The following is a 22,757-nucleotide window of genomic DNA, read 5'->3' as shown; positions in this document are numbered from 1 at the left end:
GCGAGTGTATTTGCTCCTTTTAATACGAACGCTTGTGCCATTCTTGTCTATCTTTAATGAAACCCCACGCTTTGGAATGCACTCGTGCTGCTTCCAGGTTTGGGTTCAGCCGTGCGGGCCAAGGCATGTAAAATTCTGGCAGTTTAAACGGTTGCATGATCTGCGCTTCACTTTTTCTCGGATTTTCTTGCTGTCTTTTTTTCGCATCTGAACCGATCGCCCGTAGTGGTCAACGAGCATCCTTGCCACCCCCGCCACATCTCCAGATTTGTTTCATTCGATATGAAATGAGATTTTGTCAATATCATTAGTGAAAAATTTGGCTAAGTTAGTCATCGAAAAATTACACTTGGCACGAACACATTTAAGTGCGATCGCGCAGAGTGCAGACACCTTCACCGTATCGTCATGAGAATTGTCCTATTAGATTTTTTAATCACCTTATTTTTTTCCCCTAGACTCTTGCAAATTATTGCTTTTTAGGGAACAAAATAACCCAGGAACACGTATCTACGTATACTTTGCTCCTGGTGGCTCGTGCTAAAGATTAATACAGCTTTTTGTTTAAGTAAAGAGCTATACTTTTTAAGGATATATTTTTTAACATTTTTTGTAACACAACTGAAAGTGTAGAAGACAGGTTAGACGTGGATTTGGGTGAATTTGCTCAAATATAAAAGCGGATATTTTTGCAAAAGTTAATATTTCTTCACATTACGCAGCTTGTATTAATAAAGAAGATAATATTTTTGACAAGGGGCATCAAAAAAGTTGAGAATCCAGCGTGTTTCCTCGGTTAAATTGGCAATTTGCTTAACTTAAGCGGTTGTAACCAAGTGAATCGACATAAAAGACTGAAATACCCAGCGTCAAGTAGGTATACTAAAGCACTCACAAAGCCTAGCACGTTCAAAATCATTGCTTTAGTCAGGTAGAGACGTGGGAGTGTGGAGTGTCTGTACGGGAAAAGCGGAGTTAAAGATTTATAAATTCTTAACTCCTAATTCAATTACCCATTACCAATTACCCATTCCCCATTCCCCATTCTTCAACTTGTAGTTTCTGCTAAAGACGGACGCAAGCAAAGATAAATTAACGGACCGATTAGCGGTAAAAGCGTCACTGTCCAAAAAATTTGGGGATTATTCCAACTTCGACGTGCCATATCATCACCGAGGATAGTTGGGAATAAAAGACAAAAAAGGCAGAATGCCAAACTCATACCATGAATAAAGCGATCGCTTAAAAACTGCTGCACAAAATCGTCCCAATCACCAAAGCCAAAACCATAGGCAAAGATAGCAATTGTACTTAAACTCAAAACAACACCAAAAAAGCGAGAATCTAACAGATTCAAAAACGCATCTTTCTGCCCAGAAAACTCTTGATTCGGGTTACGCAAAGCTAAATAAGGAATTAGTCCGATTACACCTGAGGCAACTGATGCCAAAGCAAAAGGATAAAAAGGAATCGATTGCATCCTACCATCAATAAACAACAACCCGCTGTAAATTAATAGCCAGATACCAATCAAGGCAAATAAAGAGAGAATAATTGGATTTATTTCCGCAAAATTCAGAGTGAATATATTTTTCAGCAGAGTTAAGGTTTGCTCTAAATGCAGCGGCGGAGATAGCAGTAAGATATAAGCTATAAATCCCCCCCAAAGTAACCAAAAAGCAATTTTTCTATTCATATTCATTCGTAGTAAGCACTTTAGTGCTTACTACGATTAAAATAATTTATTAATTCGCTATCGGTTGTTTAATAGATACTGCTTCTGCACTATTTTCTAATAAAGGTGGACGCACAGACAAATATATTAAGGAACCAAACAGCGGTATGAAGCTAATTAACCAAAGTAACTGAGGATTTTTCACCTGACGACGTGCCATGTCATCTCCTACCAATGTAGGAAATATTAGGCAAAGCACGCAGAAATCTAAACTCATCACATGAATGAAACGGCTAGTTTGCCACTGGTGGACAAAATTTCCCCAGTCTCCGGCTAGTAAGCCATAAGCAACTAAAATAATTGTGCCTAAAGTTAGCGCAATACCAGTAAAACGCGAATCTAACAGTTTGAGGAAAAAGTCTTTTTTGCCAGGAAACTGTTTATTTGATTCGCGTAAAGCTAAGTAAGGTAAAATCGCAAATGCGCCAACTGCGAACGAGGGAATAGCAAATAACCAAGCGGGTATTTTTTGTCCTCTGCCATCAATAAATAATACTGCACTGTAGATTATGGGGAAAACGCCCATAATGTTGAATAGTGCTACTACTAAGGGGTTAATGCCTTGCCACTGTCCGGTAGAAAGATTTTTAATTAACTCCAATGTATCCGGTTGATCGGGAGGGGCAAAGACAAAAGCATAGGTAATAAATCCCAGCCACAGCAGCCCAAAAGCGATTTTTCTGAACATGTTTGAAATTAGTTAACTGAAGGCTTCTGAGAGGTAATCAGCAGCAGCAGATACGACAGCGATCGCACTTTCATAATCTAGCCGCGTTGGTCCTAAAACTCCCACGCTTCCTACCGGTATTGAACCTCGGCGATAAGTGGCAGAAATTAAGGTGCAGGTGCGTATCGGTTCTAGCGGGTTTTCCGATCCAATCCGAATCATTACCCGTGGTTTACCCACCTCATCTGATGGAGGCTCCTCAAATATTAACCGCCACAGTTGGTCTTGTTCTTCCTCCAGCAGTTGGATAATCGTTTGCACTTGCTGTAGTTGAGAAAATTCTGGCTGACGCAAAACTTCTGCTACACCGCGAATCATAATTTGGGTTGTAGATGGTGTAACAGTGCGACGGGTTAATTCTGCTACTGAGTGTTTCAAAAAATCTCCGTAGCGTTGGAACTCTCGATCTAATTGCGTCCAGTCGAGAGTCGCTAATTCTAACAAACTCCGTCCCCGCAACTGGCTATTTAAAAAGTTAGAAACAATCTGCAACTCGCGATCGATGACTTCTGGTTCAAGTTGTGTATCTGGTGATGCTGTCGGTAAATCCATTAATGTCGAATGCGTCTCATAAGCATCCGTCACTACAATCAGCATTACCCGTCCCGCTTCGATTTGCACCATTTGTAAATGTCGCAATGTCGCTCTTTCAGTTTGCGGCATGGTAATCAAACTAATACAGCCACTTAAAGTTGCCAGTATTTGTGCCGCACCGTGCAGTAGAGCCTCTAAACTCCAATCTTCCCACTTCAGGCGCTTTTGCAGTACCGCTTCTACCTCTCGTGATAAATTTTCTGAAGGTGTAATTAGCTGGTCTACATAAGTACGATAGCCTGAGTCTGAAGGAATGCGTCCGGCAGAGGTGTGAGGTTGATAAAGCAACCCACCTTTTTCTAAAAAGCCCATGACGTTGCGAATTGTGGCTGAACTAACACCAAGGTCGTATTCTTCAACCAAAGCTTTAGAACCCACAGGCTCTGCGGTAGCGATATAATGGCGTACCGTTGCCCAAAGTATATGCTGTTGTCGATTGGTCAGCTTGACTTGCATAGGGAATGTTTTACGAAGCCGAATTTTAATTAGATTTTGAAAAAATTAATAATTTTTAAATTAAAATAGCAAATTATTTACTTCTATTTTAATTAGTAAAACTAAACTCCCAAATTTGCCTGTTCTGATTCGGTTTGGGCTATAACCGTATATTTACACAAACTTTTATTGATTTTTGTCGTATTTTTTTACTAATCGAAAAACATACGCAATTAATTTTTGATAAATTCCGGAAAAAATTAGTTTTTGCAAGTATTGTTAAGCTTTTTTTACAAAACCATAAAGTTATTTAGTATGTATTAAGAATAGCAAATGTCAACCGGAAAAGTAAGTCCCGGCATATAAACAAGAATTTAGGTAAAACAAGGTTATACCGAATTACTAGGGCGTGTTTTCGCTTTCGCGGCACTCTTGGCTTGGTGTCGGGCAAAAGCGAAAACACGTTCTAATCCTAATAATGAGGAATCGAAGGGTTAACTAAGCTGGAATAGGCATCAATACCACCTGCAATATTTTTAACATTTGTAAAACCTTGAGCAACTAACCACTGACACATCTGAGCCGAGCGAATACCGTGGTGACATAATACAAGGGTTTCCGCGTGAGGATCGAAGCGGGTGGGAATTTGATCGCCCCATTCGGCAAATTGACTCAGGGGTAGATTGACAAAACCCTCAATGCTAGCGATCGCTACTTCTTGTGGTTCGCGCACATCCACTAGCTGAATATCTGGATCGCCTGAAGTTAGACGTTCTGCCAGTTCCTCTACACTAATTTGAGTAATAGGTTGAGTATTCATAGATTAGGGGAGTGGGGAATGGGGACAAGGGAGACAAGGGGACAAGGGAGACAAGGGCGACGGGCGTGGGGACAAGGGGGAATTATTTATGCCCAATGCCCCATGACGGCAGATGCTCCACTTGGTCCGACACCAAGACCGCACTGCCTCCCCAATGCCCAATGCCCAATGCCCTATTCCCTATTCTTTATTTTTAATAGATTTCTGCTGAGGTTTCAGTAATAAACTTAGTTTTAGTATTAATACCGCATTCCCTTTGTTGAGAAGGCGGTTTCACATTATTGTTGTGTGTAAAAGCCGCTTGCGCGGTCTGTGATGTGAAAATTATGAGGCAAAACTCATTGTTTGGTTTTCTAGCAGCTGGTGCGATCGCGCTGCTATTGATTGTTATCGCAGGCTTTTACTGGTTCTTTGGCAAAAGTCCAGTTAACCTGATTGGTGGTGGGACTGCTTCAGAACCAGGTGCTGCCATCTTCGTGTCTAAAAGCGCACCAGTTATGGTGTCAATGCTGGTGAATCCAGACAAATTGCAGGCTAGTAATAGCGATCGCGAACTGTCAAAATTGAAAACAAGTTTATTAGCTAACACTGGCATCGATTACAAACAAGATGTTCAACCCTGGTTGGGGAACGAAATTACACTCGCTGTCACCAGCTTAGATATCGATCGCGACCCCGCAAACAAACGGCAACCAGGGTATTTAATGGCACTTGCAAGCCATAAACCAGAAACAAGCCGCGAGTTTGTCGAGTTGTTATTTTCCAAGCGGGTGTTAGCTGGGGAAAACTTAGTTGTCGAACAATACAAAGGCGTTAAGCTGATTTCTGACACTTCCCCATCCGAAAAAGGTTTGCTTGTTGGTGCATCTGTTGGCGATTTTGTCTTATTCGCTAACGATCCGAAAGTGCTGCGAGATGCAATTAATAACGTCCAAGCACCCGACCTCAATTTGACAAATTCCGCTCAATATCAAAAAGCGCTAAAACAATTGCCCAAAAATGCTTTAGCTGCGACTTTCCTCAATCTTCCCGCTGTAGCCGAATGGCAAAATTTAAAACTATCAGAAGCAACTTATGACAGCCAAATAGTTTCTTTGGCGTTAAACCCCAAAGGATTGCTCGCAGAAACCAGCTTATTAACATCATCGGCAACATCACCGCCATCTTCACAACTTTCGCAACCTGTGGGAGCATTAAATTATATTCCGGAAACAGCGGGTTTAGCAATTTCCGGCGTAGATTTGAGCAATTTGGATAACAGCGATTTAGCTCAACTTTGGAAACAAGTGACAACCGCAATATCCGGTTCGCAGAAAGATCTGCGTTCTGGCTTGGTGCAACCCTTAGCGGATGTACAAAAAGCCTGGGGTATCGATTTGCGTAATGATATTTTCAGTTGGGTAAAAGGTGAATACGCTATAGCATTGTTACCTCACCAAGAGCAAATTAATCCAGACTGGGTTTTTGTGGTGGAAAAATCCGAAGGTGTTCCCGAAGCTATTTCTCGATTAGATGCGATCGCTTCATCCCAAGGATTAAACGTTAGTTCCCTTACTTTAGACAATCAAAAAGTTTTTGCTTGGACAAAGTTAACAACCGTGACTAATAACACCGATAGCGGTTCTGAATCGATTAACCTGAAAGCAAAAGTGCAGGGGGTGCATACAAACTTAGGAAATTACGAAATTTTTGCTTCTTCAATTGATGTAATCAATCAAGTCCTGAAAGTCAAGGATAATTCCTTAGTGAAAAATCGCAATTTCCAAGATAGTATCGCTGCGATTCCCCAACCGAATCAAGGCTATCTTTACCTCGATTGGGCAAAGAGTCACGAGATAGTAGAACGTCAAATACCGATTCTCAAGCTAGTGGAAGTAGTCGCTAAACCGTTTCTGGACAAAGTGCGATCGCTCATAGTTAGTAGTTACGGTAGCGACACCGGATTGCTCAAAGGTGGCGTCTTTTTTGAACTTAATCACTCGTAATGTAGACGGCATTGGGCATGGAGACAAGGAGACAAGGAGACAAGGAGACAAGGAGACAAGGTGACTCCTTGGAGAATTCAAAATTTAATACTCTCCCCCTCTCCTTGTCCCCCCCTCTCCCCATCCCCCCATCTCAAGAACTCTCCCCACCTCAAGAACTCTGTTCAACAAAAACCTCCATTGTGGCACATATTAAAATGGCACACATAGAAAAATATACCTGTTTATTGTTTTTAGAATAGGTATATAAAACAACCATAATGACCCTGTTGGAGGGCTAATATGAAATATTTTCGCCCCCGACTTCAGTTCCGAAGCGGCTTGATTTTAGCTGTGTTAAGTGCTATTACTGCTAGCCCTGTAATGGCAGATACGTCAAATTTTGGCAAGTTAAGTTTGGCACCAGGGTTTGCACCAGCACAAGGAACAGTAGAAGGGTATACTGGCGGTTCTTATTCATTGTCTGCGATTAGTAACCGCGATCGCGACAGAAATCCTTGTATTGGTTTTGCCGATCCGAAACCAGATCATGTGATGGTTTTAAAGAAAGACTTTTCCCAGTTGAATATACGAGTAAATAGTGGTGGTAAAGATACCACTTTACTCATCCAAGGACCAGACGACGGAAGTATTCGTTGCGGAGATGACACTGGTAAAAGAAAAGATGCCAGCATTCAAGGTAGTGACTGGAAAGCTGGAACTTATAGGATTTGGGTAGGTACATTTAATTCAAAAGACAAGGGCAACTACACCCTGAGAGTGGAGCAACCATAAACTGGGGAATGGGGAATGGGTAATGGAAAATGGAAAATGGGGAATAGGAAAGAGGAAAAGCCCAATGCCCAATTACCAATTTCCAATTCCCAATTACTAATGCCCTAAATAAGAGCGATCGCACTTGGAAGGATAAAATAGACAAGTAGCTCGTTTTGCCTTCCGAGGGTACTATAAAAGTGCTATCTACACTGCGTACAGACTTTCGCATCATTTTTGAACGTGATCCAGCCGCTCGTAACTGGTTGGAAGTATTATTTTGCTACCCAGGTTTGCAAGCCTTGCTATTTCATCGGCTGGCTCACCGACTGCATTTAATTGCTATTCCCTTTTTTCCCCGGCTGATTTCCCACATTGCTAGGTTTTTGACTGGAATTGAAATCCACCCAGGCGCAACTATTGGCAAAGGTGTATTTATTGACCACGGTATGGGCGTGGTAATTGGTGAAACAGCGATTATCGGCGATTATGCCCTAATTTATCAAGGTGTCACCCTTGGCGGTACTGGTAAACAAAGCGGCAAGCGCCATCCAAATTTAGGCGAAAATGTCGTAGTTGGTGCCGGCTCGAAGGTACTGGGTAATATTCAAATTGGTAACAACGTCCGCATCGGCGCAGGCTCAGTTGTTCTACGAGATGTCCCTTCTGATTGTACTGTGGTCGGCGTACCCGGTCGCATTATTTATCGTTCTGGAGTCAAAGTTTCTCCTTTAGAACATAACAATTTACCTGATTGTGAAGCCGAAGTAATTCGCGCCTTAGTTGACCGCATAGAGTCGTTAGAGCAACAAATACAACAGCTTCAGCAGCAATCTTCTGGGAAAACTCCTGTGATGGCAGCGAACTTAGCCGCCAACGAAGGTGAAGAACCAGAAAATAAATTACGCTGCAACTTAAGAGACAAAGCTATTCAGCAGTTTCTCGATGGTGCGGGGATTTAGAAAGACAAGGGGACAAGGGAGACAACGGGGACAAGGGGGACAAGGGAGACAAGGGAGACAAGGAGACAAGGAGACAAGGGGGACGACTTGGGGGAATTTCTTCTTTGTCTCCCCATCCCCCTCTCCCCCACTCCCCACTCCCCCATTCCCCATTCCATCAAGGATTAATTTCTTGGCTAAACCACTGTTGCTGCTGATCTAAGCAGTATAAATAACGATTTTGTGGTTCACCTTTTAATTCCAGGTGATCTACTTGCACGGGATCAAGTAGCAATAGGCAGAAATTCGCCAATGGCTGAGTAGCATCGGGTGGTGGTGGATCAAAAGCTGCTGGATCTTGAACTCTAGGTTTACCAGGATCAGCCCAAGCAAATTGTAACCGGGCTGCGTCACTTAGCTCTTGCCAAGTGGTGATGCGTGCTTTCTCTAAAGCCGAGTCAGAATTATCACATCCTACTAAAGTCAAGCAGCCAGTGATGCGGAATTGTTCTCGCGTGTTGGGGAAGTACCAGCAAGCTTCTGCCCAAGGTTGCTGCTGTATCTGGTCGGCTTTTTCGCTACGGGCATCGGTGATAAATTTAAGCTGGTTGGTGTCTTCGAGAAAGCCGCGAAAGACGACGGTACGATTAGCGGGACGATTATTTGCCCGAACTGTTGCCAGTTGGAGGTAACGAGCATAAACAAGGCTACGGTTGCGATGAAGCGCACGAGCGATAGGCGATCGCCAAGGGGCAACAGACATAATAAAATTCAAACATAAAATTAAAACTTTACTGCAATCAGTGCAAAATTAGAGCTAGCGCAAATAAAAAAAAATTGCAATCTTTCACGTTACATCTACTTGGCGTATAGTCATAATCTGTCGGAAAATAACCAACAATATTTGACTCATGGTTCGAGAACTTGAACTAAAACGCCTGATGGCAAAGTTTCCAGAAACTGCCCCTGCTGCTAATCCTGTGTTTTTTAGAACTTATAGCCGTGCCTTAAAGGTCGGACAAAGGGAAACATGGGAACAAGTATGCGATCGCACTCTCCGAGGCTTAACCAATGTGGGAAAGCTACGCCCAGAAGACGCTGCCATACTCCAACAAATGCAGCAAAACTTAAAAGCGTTGCCCAGTGGACGCTGGCTGTGGGTTGGTGGTACAGACTGGATATCCAAGCCGAAAAACTTTTCTGGGGGTTATAATTGCACTTCCACCAACCTCGAAGACTGGAATGCTTTCGGCTTAATGATGGATCTGGCTATGATGGGTTGCGGTACGGGCACCGTCATCGAAGCAAAATATATCAGTAAAATTCCCCCCATCCGCAACCGCTTAAATGTAAGCGTACAAGGTGAAATTGGCAGTATTCCTGTTGAACAACGTCGGGAATTTACAGAAACCAAAATAACCGGAAATTCTGTCACCATCCACGTTGGAGACAGTCGTCAAGGTTGGGTTGAATCATATCAAACACTTTTAAAACTCTCTAGTGATGAAAGATTTTCTGGAGAAGTTGAAGTTATCGTTGATATCAGTGATGTACGTAAAGCTGGAGAAACTCTTAAAGGCTTTGGTGGCGTTGCTAATCCGGTAAAATTGCCTGGACTGTATGAACGTTGTGCATCCATCCTGAATAAAGCTGTCGGACGGCAATTAAATTCAGTTGAATGCTGTTTGTTAATTGATCAAGCGGCGGTAACAATTGTTGCTGGTAATATTAGGCGCTGTTTACCTGAAGATGCCTTGGTTCATACGAACAAAGGTCTTGTTCCCATTCGTAATATCCAAGTTGGTGACTTGGTGCAGACTCCTCTGGGATTTCGGCGAGTTGTTGATAAATTCGACCAAGGATTTCAGGATGTCTATGAAATTGAAACCAATGCTACTTACCCCAGAGCAACTTTAAACCACAAACAAGCAGTGCTTTTTGATGCTAAAGGGGGAATTGCCTGGAAATCAGTTGCGAATTTGGTTGAAGGCGATCGCCTCCTCCACAACACGCAAGTGCTACCCGGTACAGTCACCCACTTACCGCCTGACTTTACCAAAGTAAGACCCGCTCAAAGTCAAAATGCCAAGTCTTTTAAGGTTCCGGAACTGACATCAGAAGTAGCTTGGCTAATTGGATTTACTCACGGTGATGGCTATGTTGCCCTCGGTCGCAATAAGCACGAAAAGCCTTATGGTCGCGTCGAATGGGCAATGAACAGCTTGGATACAGAAGTTACTGCAAAAATTCAAGTTAAAATTGATGCTGCTTTAGCTTTGTTTGGTCTTTTTGCTTCTCATGGCATCATTAAAGGCGAAAACACAGCCAAATCTATCTGCTCATCGATTCGTCTTGCTGAATACTTCCATAGATACATCAAGCAGCCTAATGTTTCTCTGGAAGTACCTAGTTTTATTTTGCAGGGTTCAATAGACATTAGAGCAGCTTACTTAGCTGGCTTAATGGATAGTGATGGTGGTATTAATAACCGTCCCCCTCAAGTCACTACTGTTTATCGCTCTTTTGCAAGACACGTAGGAGCCGTTTTATCTAGCTTAGGTATTGCTGGTAGAATTAGCATTACTCGTCCCCAACAGCAGGAATGGAAACTTAAATACAACTTGACAATTCCAGCCCTTAAAGGACGTTATAACGCTTTGATTGCACCTCACTCTGTCAAAGGAGAGCTTCTAGGAAGACTGAAAATGTACGGTTTTACCGTCGGGAGTGCTATCATGCGGGAGGCTTACGCTTACAGCCAAATGCGAGAAATGGGATTTGAAGGTTCTCGCCTTGTTGATGCCAATTATGAACGCTATATCGCTGAGTCCGAGCAACTGTTAGATATTCCAGTCACAGTCAAAGGACTGGGAAGCTACGATTATGTGCAAACTTACGACATAGAAGTTGAAGAAGCTCATTGCTTCTACTGTGATGGCTATCTGACGCATAATAGTGCGGGGATGCGTCAGTTTGATTCTAGCGATCGCCTAGCAGCCACTGCTAAAGATAATTTATGGCAGCAAGATGACAATGGCAACTGGCGAATCGATCCAGAGCGCGATGCACTCAGAATGGCAAACCATACCAGAGTTTTTCACCGCAAGCCAACATTAGAAGAATGTATTGATGCTGTCCGCAAACAATATTACAGCGGCGAGGGTGCAATTCAATGGGCTGGTGAAGCTCTAGCCAGAGCTAATTGCGATTTGCTGTCAACCCAAGCTTTGAAAACTGATTTTTTACAAGCTTACGAACAAGGAACAGCAAAACAGTGGTTGCAAAAACACTATCCTCAGCTTGATGCATCGGAATTAGAACATCGTTTAGCTCGATATGGATTAAATCCGTGCGGAGAAATTATAGGTGCCAATTTTCACTGTGTGAGCGGCAATACTCTACTCATCACTAGGGAAGGAATGCACAACATTAAAGATGTTGTCGGATGTGAAATTGAAATTTGGAATGGTAAAAAATGGAGCTTAGTTACACCATTTAAGACTGGTAGCAATCAAAAGCTTTATCGAGTTCGGTTTGGAGATGGTTCTTATTTAGATGCAACTGAATATCATCGCTTTTTTGTGAAAGATAGATTGGGCAAAGTCTATAAGGAAGTTCAAACCAAAGACTTGATGGATACGAGTCGATATAGCATTCACACTGAACCGTTCACAATTAATTACGAAGATGGATTAAATGTTGATTCTGGTTATGCTTATACTTTGGGGGTAGCTGTAGGCGATGGTACTACAGATCGAAAGAATAATGCCAAAGTTAGGCTGTACGAAAATAAAGCAGCGTTATCTGTAGTTGGTAATAAGTCTCCTCAAAGAACTTATGATTACTTACCTACTTTTACAGATGTCACAGATTTAGGTTTTTCGGGAGAATTTCTCAAAAGCTTAAAAACAAATTCCCAATCACTGAATGTAATTGCTAGTTGGAAGCGTCAAGCAATTTTACATTTTATCGCTGGTTTAGCTGATACAGATGGCTCGAATACGTCAAGCAATGGTATTAGGATTTATATATCTGACTACGAGCGTGCTTACAGAATTCAGTTACTACTGACTAAATGTGGTATTCGTTCATCTCTGAATCTGTGTGCTCATAAAGGTTCAATAACTAATTTAGGTGTCAGAAGTCGAGATTTGTATTACTTACAAATAACCGATTGTCAGCAGATTCCTTGCCAACGTTTGGATGTAAGTAAAGGAACAAATGCCAAATGCAAAGGTAAATGGCAAGTTGTGAAAAATGTTGAAGAATTGCCGGGTTTACATGATACTTACTGCTTTAATGAGCCAGAATATCATAAAGGTGTTTTTGGTAATACCTTAACTGGAAATTGTAACCTTTCAGAGGTTCATCTGAATCAAATTGACCCAACCAACTACAAAGAACAGGAGGAAGCTTTCACCGCTGGAGCGCTATCTGTAGCCGCACTTTTACATCACAAATTCCTTGAACCTCGCTATCAATACAGCCGCGAATTAGACCCGATTGTAGGAGTTTCTTTCACAGGTTTATTTGATTTCTTTGTAAATGCTTTTGGGGCTGATTGGTTGCGCTGGTGGGCAGAAGGTAGACCAGAAAATGCTCAAGGTTTGGCGTTTAAACAACAAGAAGAAAAATACCTAACTTCATGGAAAGATATTGTGCATCGCGTTGTTTGGGATTATTGCGATCGCCATAATTTCAAACGTCCAAATCGCTGCACTACAGTTCAACCTAGTGGAACTAAATCTTTATTAACCGGTGCTAGTCCCGGATGGCATCCCCCCAAAGCCCAAAGATTTCTTCGCAGGATCACTTTTGGCAAAAATGACCCCGTAGCTTTAGCTTGTATAGACTACGGCTATAATGTCATTCCCTCGCAATCTGATAAAGATGAAAAGGGCAATTTGTTAAACGATCCCTTCGATCCTAGATGTTCAGAATGGCTGGTAGAAATTCCCGTTGCTGTACCTTGGGCTGATATACCTGGAGTTGATGAAATTGATATTAGTCAATTTAGTGCGATCGCTCAAATGGATTTCTACATGCAAGTGCAGAAATTCTATGTCACACATAACACTTCTGCCACCATCGAACTGCGAGAAAACGAAGTAGAAGCGCTATCACATCTGATTTGGCAAGCCATACAAAATGATGAAGGTTACATTAGCGCTGCACTTCTGGCACGCTTTGACGATCATCAAACTTTCCCGCGTTTGCCATTTGAACCTATCACCAAACAACACTATGAGCAACTACTCAAAGAAGTAGAAATGCGCCGTCAAACTGATGACTTTCATGCTGTCTTAAGTCGCTATGATTCCGGTGAGTTAATGGAAGCAGGACCTGCCGGTTGCGACTCTGATAAGTGCATGATGCCCGAACAAAGTCCAATGTAAAAATAGACAATTAAGTGCGGTGGATGTAATTGCTTTCCTTACACCATCGCTTTCCTTAATATCATGTCTAGGAAATCACACATATTGTAGAGACGTTCCGTCCGGAACGTCTCTACAACAAGTTACGATAAATTAAGCAGTCATAACTTTACACACCAGCACTAGGAGATTCTTCATGTTTCTTGATGAATTGTCACCAATCTTTAAACAATTTACCCAGCATCCAGGCTCATTTATGGGCGGGTTCTTCTCTGGTTTGCTTCGACTCCAGTTGGCTGACGACCCAGTTAAAAGCTGGCTGAATCAACAGCTAGGCTCAACTAGTTATACTAGTTCTACAAGTCAAGCACATAACGGCAGAACCAGCGGTCCTCAGTCAATATCAATTGACTAAATTTTCGTGTTCCTAGGCAATTTAACACAAATATAGAGGCGTTGTATCCAACGTCTCTATTAGAAAAATTTCATATATTTTATACATCAAAATTAAGTACGCTATTTTAATTCAGCATCTTTATCTTGTATATAAATAAGCTGCGTTTCATAGAAAAACTCCACAGCTTTAACGAGACTATTTTTCTCCAAGTAATTAGTATAATTATATACTTATAGTTCCCTACATATCAAACATATAAGCGCAACTGATTATAAGTTATGAGTGTTTGTAAAATCTCATACTTTGAAGAATGACACAATCAGTTATTATATGAGCGTATGCGTAAGTTCAGCTCGATCGCTAATCGATTAGTAGATAATGCAAGCAGATTGCTTGCCAATCTACAACATCCGCGCTTTGGTGACTCGGATGCGAAGATGTGCAATCTTTGAGAAAAGTTAAATTTCGACAGCTGAACTCATCGCTTTTAGTTGAAATTTACGTGATCCCACATGACTATTTACGTTGGAAATCTCTCCTACCGCGCTAGCGAAGCCGACTTAAAAGAAGTATTTGCAGAGTACGGCGAGGTAAAAAGAGTCGTCTTGCCTACAGACCGCGAAACTGGACGATTGCGCGGCTTTGCTTTTGTAGAAATGTCCGAAGATGCTCAAGAAGATGCCGCTATTACAGAGTTAGATGGCGCAGAATGGATGGGTCGTCAACTTCGAGTTAATAAAGCCAAACCACGCGAGGAGAGCCAACGAAGTAGTTGGGGGAAAAAACAAGACTATTAAAAAGAGGGACTCTTATAGTAGCAAATTGTTTTCTAGTTATGCAAGACAAAAGTCGGGAAAATTAGAAACAATTAACAATTCCCATAAATCCAGAGAAGTTTGCACGCGGCAAGTTGTGATGCCGATAGGGAAATGTCACGACTAGTATAAAAAGGCAGCTATGCTGAAGGCTTTGTGTCTGTTCTGAATGGTCGCTTTATTTTTGCCCTTACGTACTAGTCGGTTTTTTGATTATTAAAGATAAGGATATAGCAAGCATCGTCCAAGTGCAGCCAACGTTAAAACAGATGGTATTTTTGGGCGGATATCTTAACAACTTTGCGCGTGCTTCATCAAGCCACTTTATAGGCGTATCAGTATCTACAGACTAAAAGTCAAGAAATAGAGAAAAATATTTACAAAAATAATTGAATTCTACAAGCTTAGGTAGATTTGCCCAAGTATGACATTATCTAAGGGGCGATCGCGCTTTGGCACAGACCGAAAAAAGCTTGAAATATTTAGTTTATCTAAAATCACACTTAAGTTATCAAATTACCTTTCTAAGATAGAGGCAGCGACAAAATGAAGGCTGAAGGATAAAGGATGAAAAAAGCTTTGCGGTACAAGCGAACGTATTAATACGTTCAGGCTCACTTCACACTTTATCCTTCAGTTGACCTCAACCAACCAAAGTCGTTAGGAAGGACTAAAACATGGCTCTATCGCCAGAATCTCTTGAGTTGTCTAACAACGACATCACAGACAAAAGCTTAGATCGTGATTGTACAACTTTATCCCGTCACGTCCTACAGCAATTTAAGACTTTTTCGCCCCAAGCACAGGATTTAAGTGCGCTGATGAATCGCATAGCCCTGGCAGGTAAACTAGTTGCCCGTCGCCTCAGCCGTGCTGGTTTAATGGAAGGTGTTCTTGGATTTACAGGGGATGTCAACGTCCAAGGAGAATCCGTCAAAAAGATGGATGTCTACGCCAACGACGTATTTATCTCGGTATTTAAGCAAAGCGGCTTAGTTTGTCGTTTAGCTTCCGAGGAAATGGAAAAACCCTACTACATTCCGGAAAACTGCCCGATTGGTCGCTACACGCTATTGTACGATCCCATCGATGGCTCATCTAACACCGATACTAATCTCAGCTTAGGTTCAATCTTCGCGATTCGCCAACAAGAAGGAGACGATCTTGATGGTGAGGCGAAAGACTTACTTACCGATGGACGCAAACAAATAGCCGCCGGATACATCCTGTATGGTCCGAGCACCATGCTGGTATATACTATAGGTAAGGGAGTTCATTCTTTTACCCTCGATCCCAGCTTAGGAGAGTTTATTCTCACCGAAGAAAATATCCAAATTCCTGCCCACGGTTCAGTTTACAGCGTAAATGAGGGTAATTTTTGGCAATGGGACGAATCAATTCGCGAATATATTCGCTACGTCCATCGCACCGAAGGCTACACGGCTCGTTATAGTGGGGCAATGGTTAGTGATATCCACAGAATTTTAGTTCAGGGCGGTGTATTTCTATACCCAGGCATACTTCCCAAGCCAGAAGGTAAACTGCGCTTGCTTTATGAATCTGCTCCTTTAGCATTTGTAATAGAGCAAGCAGGTGGTCGTGCTACTACGGGACTAGTAGATATTTTGGACATAGTACCAAAAAAACTGCACCAGCGCACCCCTTTGATTATTGGCAGCAAACAGGATGTAGCAAAGGTGGAGTCTTTTATTCAAAACGGTCACTAAAACAGCTTGACAAAAGCCTCATGGGTGCTTTGAGCGCAACCTCCTCCATTAAATTGAAATTAGTGAGCGCACGGGTAGCGCTTTTTCAAGGGATTATCTCAGATGGTCGATGCAATTTGATATTACCAACGTCAAAATTCAAAGGTCAGTATCAACTGATAAAGACGACAAACATAACTTGAAGACATAATTAACAGGAGTTAAACAAACACATGACTTCGACTAACCATTTATTAGAGATAAAACAATACGGTCAAAGTATCTGGATGGATAACTTGACTCGTGACCTGATTCAGTCAGGCGAGTTGAAAGATATGGTGGAAAATAAAGGTATTTGTGGGATTACCTCGAATCCAGCCATATTTGAAAAAGCGATCGCCGGAAACGTCATTTATGATGCCGATATAGAAAAAGGCGTCCGCGCTAGCTTACCGACATACAAAATTTACGAATCCCTAGTTTTTGCAGATATCCGCAATGCGTGTGATATTTTACGCCCAGTTTATGATGCCTCGGATAAATTAGACGGTTACGTGAGTATAGAAGTACCACCAACGATCGCTCATGATACAGAGGCAACAATAAAGGAAGCCCGTCGCTATTATCAAGAAATTGGACGGGAAAATGTGATGATTAAAATTCCCGGTACAGAAGCGGGTTTGCCAGCAGTCGAACAAGTGATAGCCGCCGGCATTAACGTTAACGTCACTTTGTTATTTTCAGTTCAAAGCTACATAAACTCAGCTTGGGCTTACATTCGCGGTTTAGAAGCTAGAGTCAAAGAAGGTAAAGACATTAGTAACATAGCTTGCGTAGCCAGCTTCTTTCTTAGTCGCATTGATAGCAACATTGACGGCAAGATTGATGCTAAGTTGAAGAAAGGCGTTGATGATATTGCCGTGGAAGCGAAACTGAGAGCTGTGAAAGGGAAAGTGGCGATCGCAAACGCCAAGATAGCGTACCAAGAGTACAAAAAGATTGTTGAAAGCGATCGTTGGCAAGCCTTAGCAGCAAAAGGTGCAAAAGTCCAGCGACTTCTATGGGCAAGCACCAGCACCAAAGACCCCAGCTACAGCGACGTGATGTATGTTGATGAGTTGGTAGGTTCCGACACCGTTAATACCCTACCACCAGCGACAATAGAAGCTTGTGCCGACCATTGTGATGTCGCAAGTCGCGTTGAGACGAATGTCGATCAAGCTTACCAGCTCATCGAAAGCTTGAAAGACCCCGACATCAATATCGACATCAACCAAGTTATGGACGAACTACTTGTTGATGGTATTGATAAATTTGTCAAGCCCTTCCAATCATTGATGGATTCCTTAGAAGACAAAATCAAGGTTTTGTCACCAGTTTAGGAAATGGTTAGTGGTTGGTTGTTAGTAGTTAGTGGGAGCGTGGTTAGTGGATAGTGTTAAATCCTAACAACCAACAACCAACAAATAACAACTAACAACCAACAACCAACAACCAACCACTAACAACTCCAAATCGAAAATCTTAAACCCACATCTTGCAATTATTATGGTTAGTCTGCTAGAAAATCCCTTGCGCGTAGGTCTGCAACAGCAAGGAATGCCCGAACCCCAGATCATAGTTATCTTTGGTGCTTCTGGAGACCTTACCTGGCGCAAACTCGTACCAGCACTTTACAAATTGCGAAAAGAGCGGCGCATTGCACCAGAAACTACCATTGTTGGCGTGGCGCGTCGAGATTGGAGTCACGAGTACTTTCGCGAACAAATGCGGAAAGGCATGGAAGAAGCTCATGGAGGCGTGCATCCAGAAGAACTTTGGCAAGACTTCTCCCAAGGATTATTCTACTGCTCTGGTGATATAGATAACCCAGAAAGCTACCAAAAACTTAAGAATTTCTTAAGCGAATTAGACGATAAACGGGGAACGCGGGGAAACCGGATGTTCTACCTTTCCGTCTCTCCTAACTTCTTCCCTGAAGCCATCAAGCAACTAGGGGAAGAAAAAATGTTGCAAGACCCCTACAAACATCGCCTAGTAATTGAAAAACCCTTTGGTCGAGACTTGGCTTCTGCCAAAAGCTTGAACCGAGTGGTGCAGAAATATTGTAAAGAAAACCAAGTATACCGCATCGACCACTACTTGGGTAAAGACACAGTTCAAAATCTCCTCGTATTTCGCTTTGCCAACGCGATTTTTGAACCGTTGTGGAACCGTCGATTTGTTGACCACGTACAGATTACTGTAGCAGAAACCGTGGGCGTGGAAGACCGAGCCGGATACTACGAAAGTTCCGGTGCATTGCGGGATATGTTGCAAAACCACCTGATGCAACTTTACTGCCTCACCGCAATGGAAGCACCCAACGCGATGGATGCCGACAGTCTCCGCACGGAAAAAGTCAAAGTCTTACAAGCAACGCGCTTGGCAGATATTCAAAATTTAGAGCGTTCCGCAGTGCGCGGTCAGTACAGCGCCGGCTGGATGAAAGGAAAACAAGTACCTGGGTATCACGAAGAACCAGGAGTTGCTCCCAAATCCACAACACCCACCTACGTGGCAATGAAATTTTTGGTTGACAACTGGCGCTGGCAAGGAGTTCCTTTCTACCTGCGTACCGGTAAGCGGATGCCGAAAAAAGTTAGTGAAATTTCTATCCACTTCCGCGAAGTTCCTTCTCGGATGTTTCAATCAGCCGCGCAACAAATGAATGCCAACATTTTGACGATGCGGATTCAGCCGAATGAAGGAATTTCCCTGCGTTTTGAAGTCAAGATGCCTGGGGCAGATTTCCGCACTCGTTCGGTTGATATGGACTTTAGTTATGGTTCCTTTGGCATCCAAGCAACTTCCGACGCTTACGATCGCCTATTTCTCGATTGTATGATGGGCGACCAAACATTATTCACACGCGCCGACGAAGTAGAAGCCGCTTGGCAAGTTGTCACACCAGCCCTTTCTGTTTGGGATGCACCCGCAGATCCAGCATCGGTTCCCAAATACGAAGCTGGTACTTGGGAACCAGCCGAAGCAGAATTCTTGATTAATCAAGATGGTCGTCGCTGGCGCAGACTGTAAAATTTTAGATTTTAGATTTTAGATTTTAGATTGGAAGTGATAGTTAGTGGGTAGTGATTCTTTTTGACAACTAACAACCCTTCGGGTTCGCGGCTGTGCTTCAAGTCGGCAGAGCCGCGATAGCGCACTGGCTCACCAACAACCAACAACTAACAATTAACAATCTAAAGTCCAAAATCCAAAATCCTTGGCTCCAAAATCCAAAATCCAAAATATATTATGGTTTCCCAAGCTCCTACTATTTATTCACTTCAAACTCCAAAGGATATTTCGCTCTCAGACGTTGAAGCGGAACTTAGTCAAATTTGGCAAAGTTACGGTATCGGCGATGCAAACGGTGCGCTTCCTGCGGCTACTCGTGCCACGACATTTACTTTAGTGGTGTACGAACCGGAAGAAACTCAATATCTTTTGTCAGCTTCCGGATATTACAACGGTCCGATTGACGGAATTCTCGGACCGCAGATGGAAGCAGCATTACGCGAAGTTCAGAGAACGCATAAACTGCCAGAAACTGGAACCGCAACACCAGAAACTCTCGCCAAATTGCGGGAAGAAGTCGCTAAACGTCATGGCACCGACGCAACGGGGGAAAATGGTTCTAACGCATCCTATACTTTAGAGGCGAGAAGCCCCAGAATCGCCGACGAAATTGCCCTCCGCAACCCTTGCCGAATTATTGCTTTGTGCCCAATCGCTGGCGAAGACGAAGGGGTAAAAGCTCAAGTTTCTGCTTATTGCCCGATTCAAAAGCAGTCCTCAAGTACACTCATCTGCTGCGAATACATCACCCTAACCGGCACTACTGCCGCTTTGGAACGAATCGGGGGTATGATTCCAGCATTGTTAATCGGCGGCTTACCCAAGTTTCTCTGGTGGAAAGCAACACCAGATCCGAACAATCCTTTATTTAAGCGACTGGCGGCAGTATGTAATAATGTTATCGTCGATTCTTGCGAATTTAACGAGCCAGAAAGCGATTTGCTCAGTTTGCAAGAGTTGGTAGAAACTGGCGTGCCTTTAGCTGACTTGAACTGGCGTCGTTTGTCAGCATGGCAAGAGTTAACCGCTGAAGCTTACGATCCCCCTTTGCGTCGCGCTTCTCTGCGGGAAATTGACCGAGTAACGATTGATTACGAAAAAGGCAATCCCGCACAAGCGTTAATGTTTCTAGGTTGGCTGGCAAGTCGCTTGGAATGGAGTCCAGTTTCTTATGAAAAAGAAAGCGGAGACTACCAAATTACTAAAATTAGCTTTCTTGCACAAGACCAACGCCAAGTACAAGCTGAGTTAGCCGGTGTCCCGGTGGCTGATATGGGAGAAATTATGGGTGACTTGATTGCTTTGCGGTTGAGCTCGACCAATCCCCAAGCTGACTGCGGTACAGTTATCTGTTCGGAAACTGGTGGCTGTATGCGGATGGAAACCCAAGGTGGTGCCCAATCTTCTGGTTTATTTCAGCAGGTGACTTCACTTTCTGAACAAAAAGCGGAAGTTTTGCTAAGTCAGCAGGTGCAACGTTGGGGTCATGAAGCACTTTTTGAAGAAAGTCTTGCGGTGATAGCTAAGTTTCTGAAATTGGATAATAAGTAATGTTGGTTGTTAGTGGTTAGTGGATAGTTGATAGTGGTTAGTGGATAGTTGATAGTGGTTAGTGGATGGTGGATGGTGGATGGTGGATGGTGGTTAGTGGTAAATCTTAACAACTAACAACCAACAACTAACAACCAACAACCAACAACCAACAACCAACAACCAACAACTAACAACTAACAAATAACAACTAACAATTAGCAATGTCTTTAGTTATTGCCGGTGAACGTAGTGGGGTGGGTAAGACAACTGTCACGCTCACCCTTTTAGCATCTTTATGTCGTCGTGGTGAAATAGTACAATCTTTCAAAGTCGGTCCAGATTATATTGACCCGATGTTTCATCAGCACGTAACTAATCGTGCTTGTCGCAATTTAGACCCTGTGCTGACTTCGGAAGCTTACATTCAACAATGTTTTGCGCGTCACATTCAAGAAGTAGATTTTGCCCTTGTAGAAGGGGTAATGGGGTTGTTTGATGGTATCAAAGGGACTAAGCAAAATTCTTCCCAATCCCCAATCCCCAGTCTCCAATCCCCAATCGCTAGTACGGCTCATATTGCGCGGTTGCTGGATTTGCCTGTAGTATTGGTGATTGACTGTAGTCGATTGTCTGGTTCTGTAGCAGCGATCGCTTACGGTTATTGCTCTTTCGATCCGAGAATTAAAATTGCTGGAGTAGTACTAAATCGCGTGGGAAGCGATCGCCATTTATCTCTGCTCAAAGATTCCCTAGAACCCCTACAATTACCAATTATCGGCGTGTTGCGGCGTGAAGATGATATTACCATTCCCGATCGCCATTTGGGTTTAGTTCCCACAGCAGAACTTCCTCAACTTGATGCAGTTATCGAACGACTTGCCGATTTAGGTGATACTTGCTTTGACTGGGATCGCTTATTACCTTTACTGAAATCAGAACGTCTTCCTTCCCCCCCTCCCCCCCTCCCCCCATCCCCCTTTCCTCTTCGACTCGCTGTTGCACGCGATCGCGCTTTTAATTTTTACTATCAAGATAATCTCGACTTGCTGCAACAACTGGGTGCAGAACTAATTTTCTGGAGTCCTCTGGAAGATGCTTTACCCAAAAATGTCCAAGGTATGTATTTTGGTGGTGGTTTTCCAGAAGTTTTTGCGGAACAACTTGCGGAAAATACTAGCGCTCGTGAAGCAGTTAAAACAGGAATTCTTGCCGGAATACCTACAATCGCAGAGTGTGGGGGATTGATGTATTTATGTGAGGAAATTGTTGATTTTCAAGGGTTATCTTGGTCGATGGTAGGAGTTTTGCCGACAAAATCTGTCATGGGTGGACGTTTAACTTTGGGGTATCGTCGCGCAGTTGCTTTGCAAGATAATCTCTTAGTGGATGCAGGTGCAAGCATTTACGGACATGAGTTTCATCGTTCTCGCTTAATACCAGAACCGAATTTACCATTGTTTCAAACTTACCGTTGCGATTCTGAGGAAGCAACAGGTGATGAAGGATGGAGTTTGTCAAATCTTCACGCTTCTTATATTCATATGCACTGGGGAGCGTGTCCAGAAATTCCGCAGCGGTTTTTAGCGCAATGCATGAAAGTGGCATTTTAGTCAAGATAGAATATCTCACGCCAAGTCGCAAAGACGAGGACACTTCTGTGGGCGGCTCCGCCGACTTGAAGAATGTGTCCGTCGCAAAGAAGAGGTATAATTTGCAGAAAGAGTGGGGGTTTCACACTCATGTAGACAAAAATGGACAGGCTTGTTTTAAAGATCCTCAACACGATAGCGAGTCACAAAGGATGAAGCCTGTCCATTTTTG

21 protein-coding genes are annotated in these 22,757 nt (G+C 43.0%); 15 read left to right on the top strand and 6 right to left on the bottom strand.

Annotated features, from left to right (window positions below):
- Window positions 1-19: 19 nt before the first annotated feature.
- The 5 genes from PI95_RS19700 to PI95_RS19680 all read right to left on the bottom strand — a co-directional run bounded on the left by PI95_RS19700 (window position 20) and on the right by PI95_RS19680 (window position 4,311).
- Window positions 20-157 (bottom strand): hypothetical protein, encoded by a 138-nt coding sequence (locus tag PI95_RS19700; protein ID WP_163519012.1) that lies wholly within the window; start codon window positions 155-157, stop codon window positions 20-22.
- 891 nt (window positions 158-1,048) lie between these two features.
- A complete protein-coding gene (locus PI95_RS19695; RefSeq protein ID WP_039747596.1) occupies window positions 1,049-1,696 on the bottom strand; it encodes a hypothetical protein in 648 nt (215 codons plus the stop codon).
- A 49-nt stretch (window positions 1,697-1,745) separates the two neighbouring features.
- Entirely contained in the window at window positions 1,746-2,423 is a 678-nt protein-coding gene (locus PI95_RS19690) for a hypothetical protein (RefSeq protein ID WP_039747320.1), read from the bottom strand.
- Window positions 2,424-2,435: 12 nt separating this feature from the next.
- A complete protein-coding gene (gene hrcA, locus PI95_RS19685; protein WP_039747321.1) occupies window positions 2,436-3,512 on the bottom strand; it encodes a heat-inducible transcriptional repressor HrcA in 1,077 nt (358 codons plus the stop codon).
- A gap of 451 nt (window positions 3,513-3,963) precedes the next feature.
- Window positions 3,964-4,311, bottom strand: coding sequence for a rhodanese-like domain-containing protein (locus tag PI95_RS19680; protein ID WP_039747322.1), 348 nt, complete (start codon window positions 4,309-4,311; stop codon window positions 3,964-3,966).
- Window positions 4,312-4,329: 18 nt separating this feature from the next.
- On the opposite strand from PI95_RS19680, the gene PI95_RS19675 reads away from it, so the two are divergent.
- From PI95_RS19675 to PI95_RS19650, 6 genes are all read left to right on the top strand, one after another.
- Window positions 4,330-4,533 (top strand): hypothetical protein, encoded by a 204-nt coding sequence (locus PI95_RS19675; RefSeq protein WP_163519016.1) that lies wholly within the window; start codon window positions 4,330-4,332, stop codon window positions 4,531-4,533.
- Window positions 4,534-4,637: 104 nt separating this feature from the next.
- A complete protein-coding gene (locus tag PI95_RS19670; protein ID WP_039747323.1) occupies window positions 4,638-6,296 on the top strand; it encodes a DUF3352 domain-containing protein in 1,659 nt (552 codons plus the stop codon).
- Window positions 6,297-6,313: 17 nt separating this feature from the next.
- Entirely contained in the window at window positions 6,314-6,538 is a 225-nt protein-coding gene (locus PI95_RS19665) for a hypothetical protein (protein ID WP_163519015.1), read from the top strand.
- A 40-nt stretch (window positions 6,539-6,578) separates the two neighbouring features.
- A complete protein-coding gene (locus tag PI95_RS19660) occupies window positions 6,579-7,070 on the top strand; it encodes a hypothetical protein (protein WP_039747324.1) in 492 nt (163 codons plus the stop codon).
- Window positions 7,071-7,249: 179 nt separating this feature from the next.
- Complete coding sequence (gene cysE / locus PI95_RS19655) at window positions 7,250-8,011, top strand: serine O-acetyltransferase (RefSeq protein ID WP_039747325.1); 762 nt, start codon at window positions 7,250-7,252, stop codon at window positions 8,009-8,011.
- The gene (locus PI95_RS19650) at window positions 7,995-8,213 is read left to right on the top strand and encodes a hypothetical protein (RefSeq protein ID WP_163519014.1); all 219 of its coding nucleotides are present in this window, start codon (window positions 7,995-7,997) and stop codon (window positions 8,211-8,213) included. The genes cysE and PI95_RS19650 overlap by 17 nt, the downstream gene beginning before the upstream one ends.
- Here the strand turns inward: PI95_RS19650 and PI95_RS19645 are convergent.
- A complete protein-coding gene (locus PI95_RS19645; RefSeq protein WP_039747326.1) occupies window positions 8,169-8,753 on the bottom strand; it encodes an Npun_F5749 family FMN-dependent PPOX-type flavoprotein in 585 nt (194 codons plus the stop codon). The genes PI95_RS19650 and PI95_RS19645 overlap by 45 nt on opposite strands.
- Window positions 8,754-8,901: 148 nt before the next feature.
- On the opposite strand from PI95_RS19645, the gene nrdJ reads away from it, so the two are divergent.
- The 9 genes from nrdJ to PI95_RS36055 all read left to right on the top strand — a co-directional run.
- Window positions 8,902-13,386, top strand: coding sequence for a ribonucleoside-triphosphate reductase, adenosylcobalamin-dependent (gene nrdJ / locus PI95_RS19640; RefSeq protein WP_039747327.1), 4,485 nt, complete (start codon window positions 8,902-8,904; stop codon window positions 13,384-13,386).
- 175 nt (window positions 13,387-13,561) lie between these two features.
- Window positions 13,562-13,780: a ssl0294 family protein gene (locus PI95_RS19635; protein WP_163519013.1), complete on the top strand. Its 219-nt coding sequence runs from the start codon at window positions 13,562-13,564 to the stop codon at window positions 13,778-13,780.
- A gap of 494 nt (window positions 13,781-14,274) precedes the next feature.
- Window positions 14,275-14,559, top strand: a complete 285-nt coding sequence (rbp, locus tag PI95_RS19630; RefSeq protein ID WP_039747328.1) for an RNA-binding regulator — start codon at window positions 14,275-14,277, stop codon at window positions 14,557-14,559.
- A 695-nt stretch (window positions 14,560-15,254) separates the two neighbouring features.
- Window positions 15,255-16,304, top strand: a complete 1,050-nt coding sequence (gene fbp, locus PI95_RS19625) for a class 1 fructose-bisphosphatase (RefSeq protein WP_039747329.1) — start codon at window positions 15,255-15,257, stop codon at window positions 16,302-16,304.
- Window positions 16,305-16,516: 212 nt separating this feature from the next.
- Window positions 16,517-17,665, top strand: coding sequence for a transaldolase (gene tal / locus PI95_RS19620; protein ID WP_039747330.1), 1,149 nt, complete (start codon window positions 16,517-16,519; stop codon window positions 17,663-17,665).
- Between the two features lie 166 nt (window positions 17,666-17,831).
- Window positions 17,832-19,361 (top strand): glucose-6-phosphate dehydrogenase, encoded by a 1,530-nt coding sequence (gene zwf, locus PI95_RS19615; RefSeq protein ID WP_039747331.1) that lies wholly within the window; start codon window positions 17,832-17,834, stop codon window positions 19,359-19,361.
- A 219-nt stretch (window positions 19,362-19,580) separates the two neighbouring features.
- A complete protein-coding gene (gene opcA, locus PI95_RS19610; RefSeq protein ID WP_039747332.1) occupies window positions 19,581-20,954 on the top strand; it encodes a glucose-6-phosphate dehydrogenase assembly protein OpcA in 1,374 nt (457 codons plus the stop codon).
- Between the two features lie 203 nt (window positions 20,955-21,157).
- Window positions 21,158-22,546, top strand: a complete 1,389-nt coding sequence (locus tag PI95_RS19605) for a cobyrinic acid a,c-diamide synthase CobB (protein ID WP_039747333.1) — start codon at window positions 21,158-21,160, stop codon at window positions 22,544-22,546.
- A partial coding sequence (locus tag PI95_RS36055) for a hypothetical protein (RefSeq protein WP_236117119.1) occupies window positions 22,492-22,757 on the top strand: 266 nt, incomplete at its 3' end. The genes PI95_RS19605 and PI95_RS36055, both read left to right, overlap by 55 nt.

Source organism: Hassallia byssoidea VB512170 (genome assembly GCF_000817785.2).
Classification (GTDB): domain Bacteria; phylum Cyanobacteriota; class Cyanobacteriia; order Cyanobacteriales; family Nostocaceae; genus Hassallia; species Hassallia carrinoi.
The sequence above is the reverse complement of the archived record's forward strand: the minus strand, read 5'-3'. Positions and strand labels throughout refer to the sequence as shown.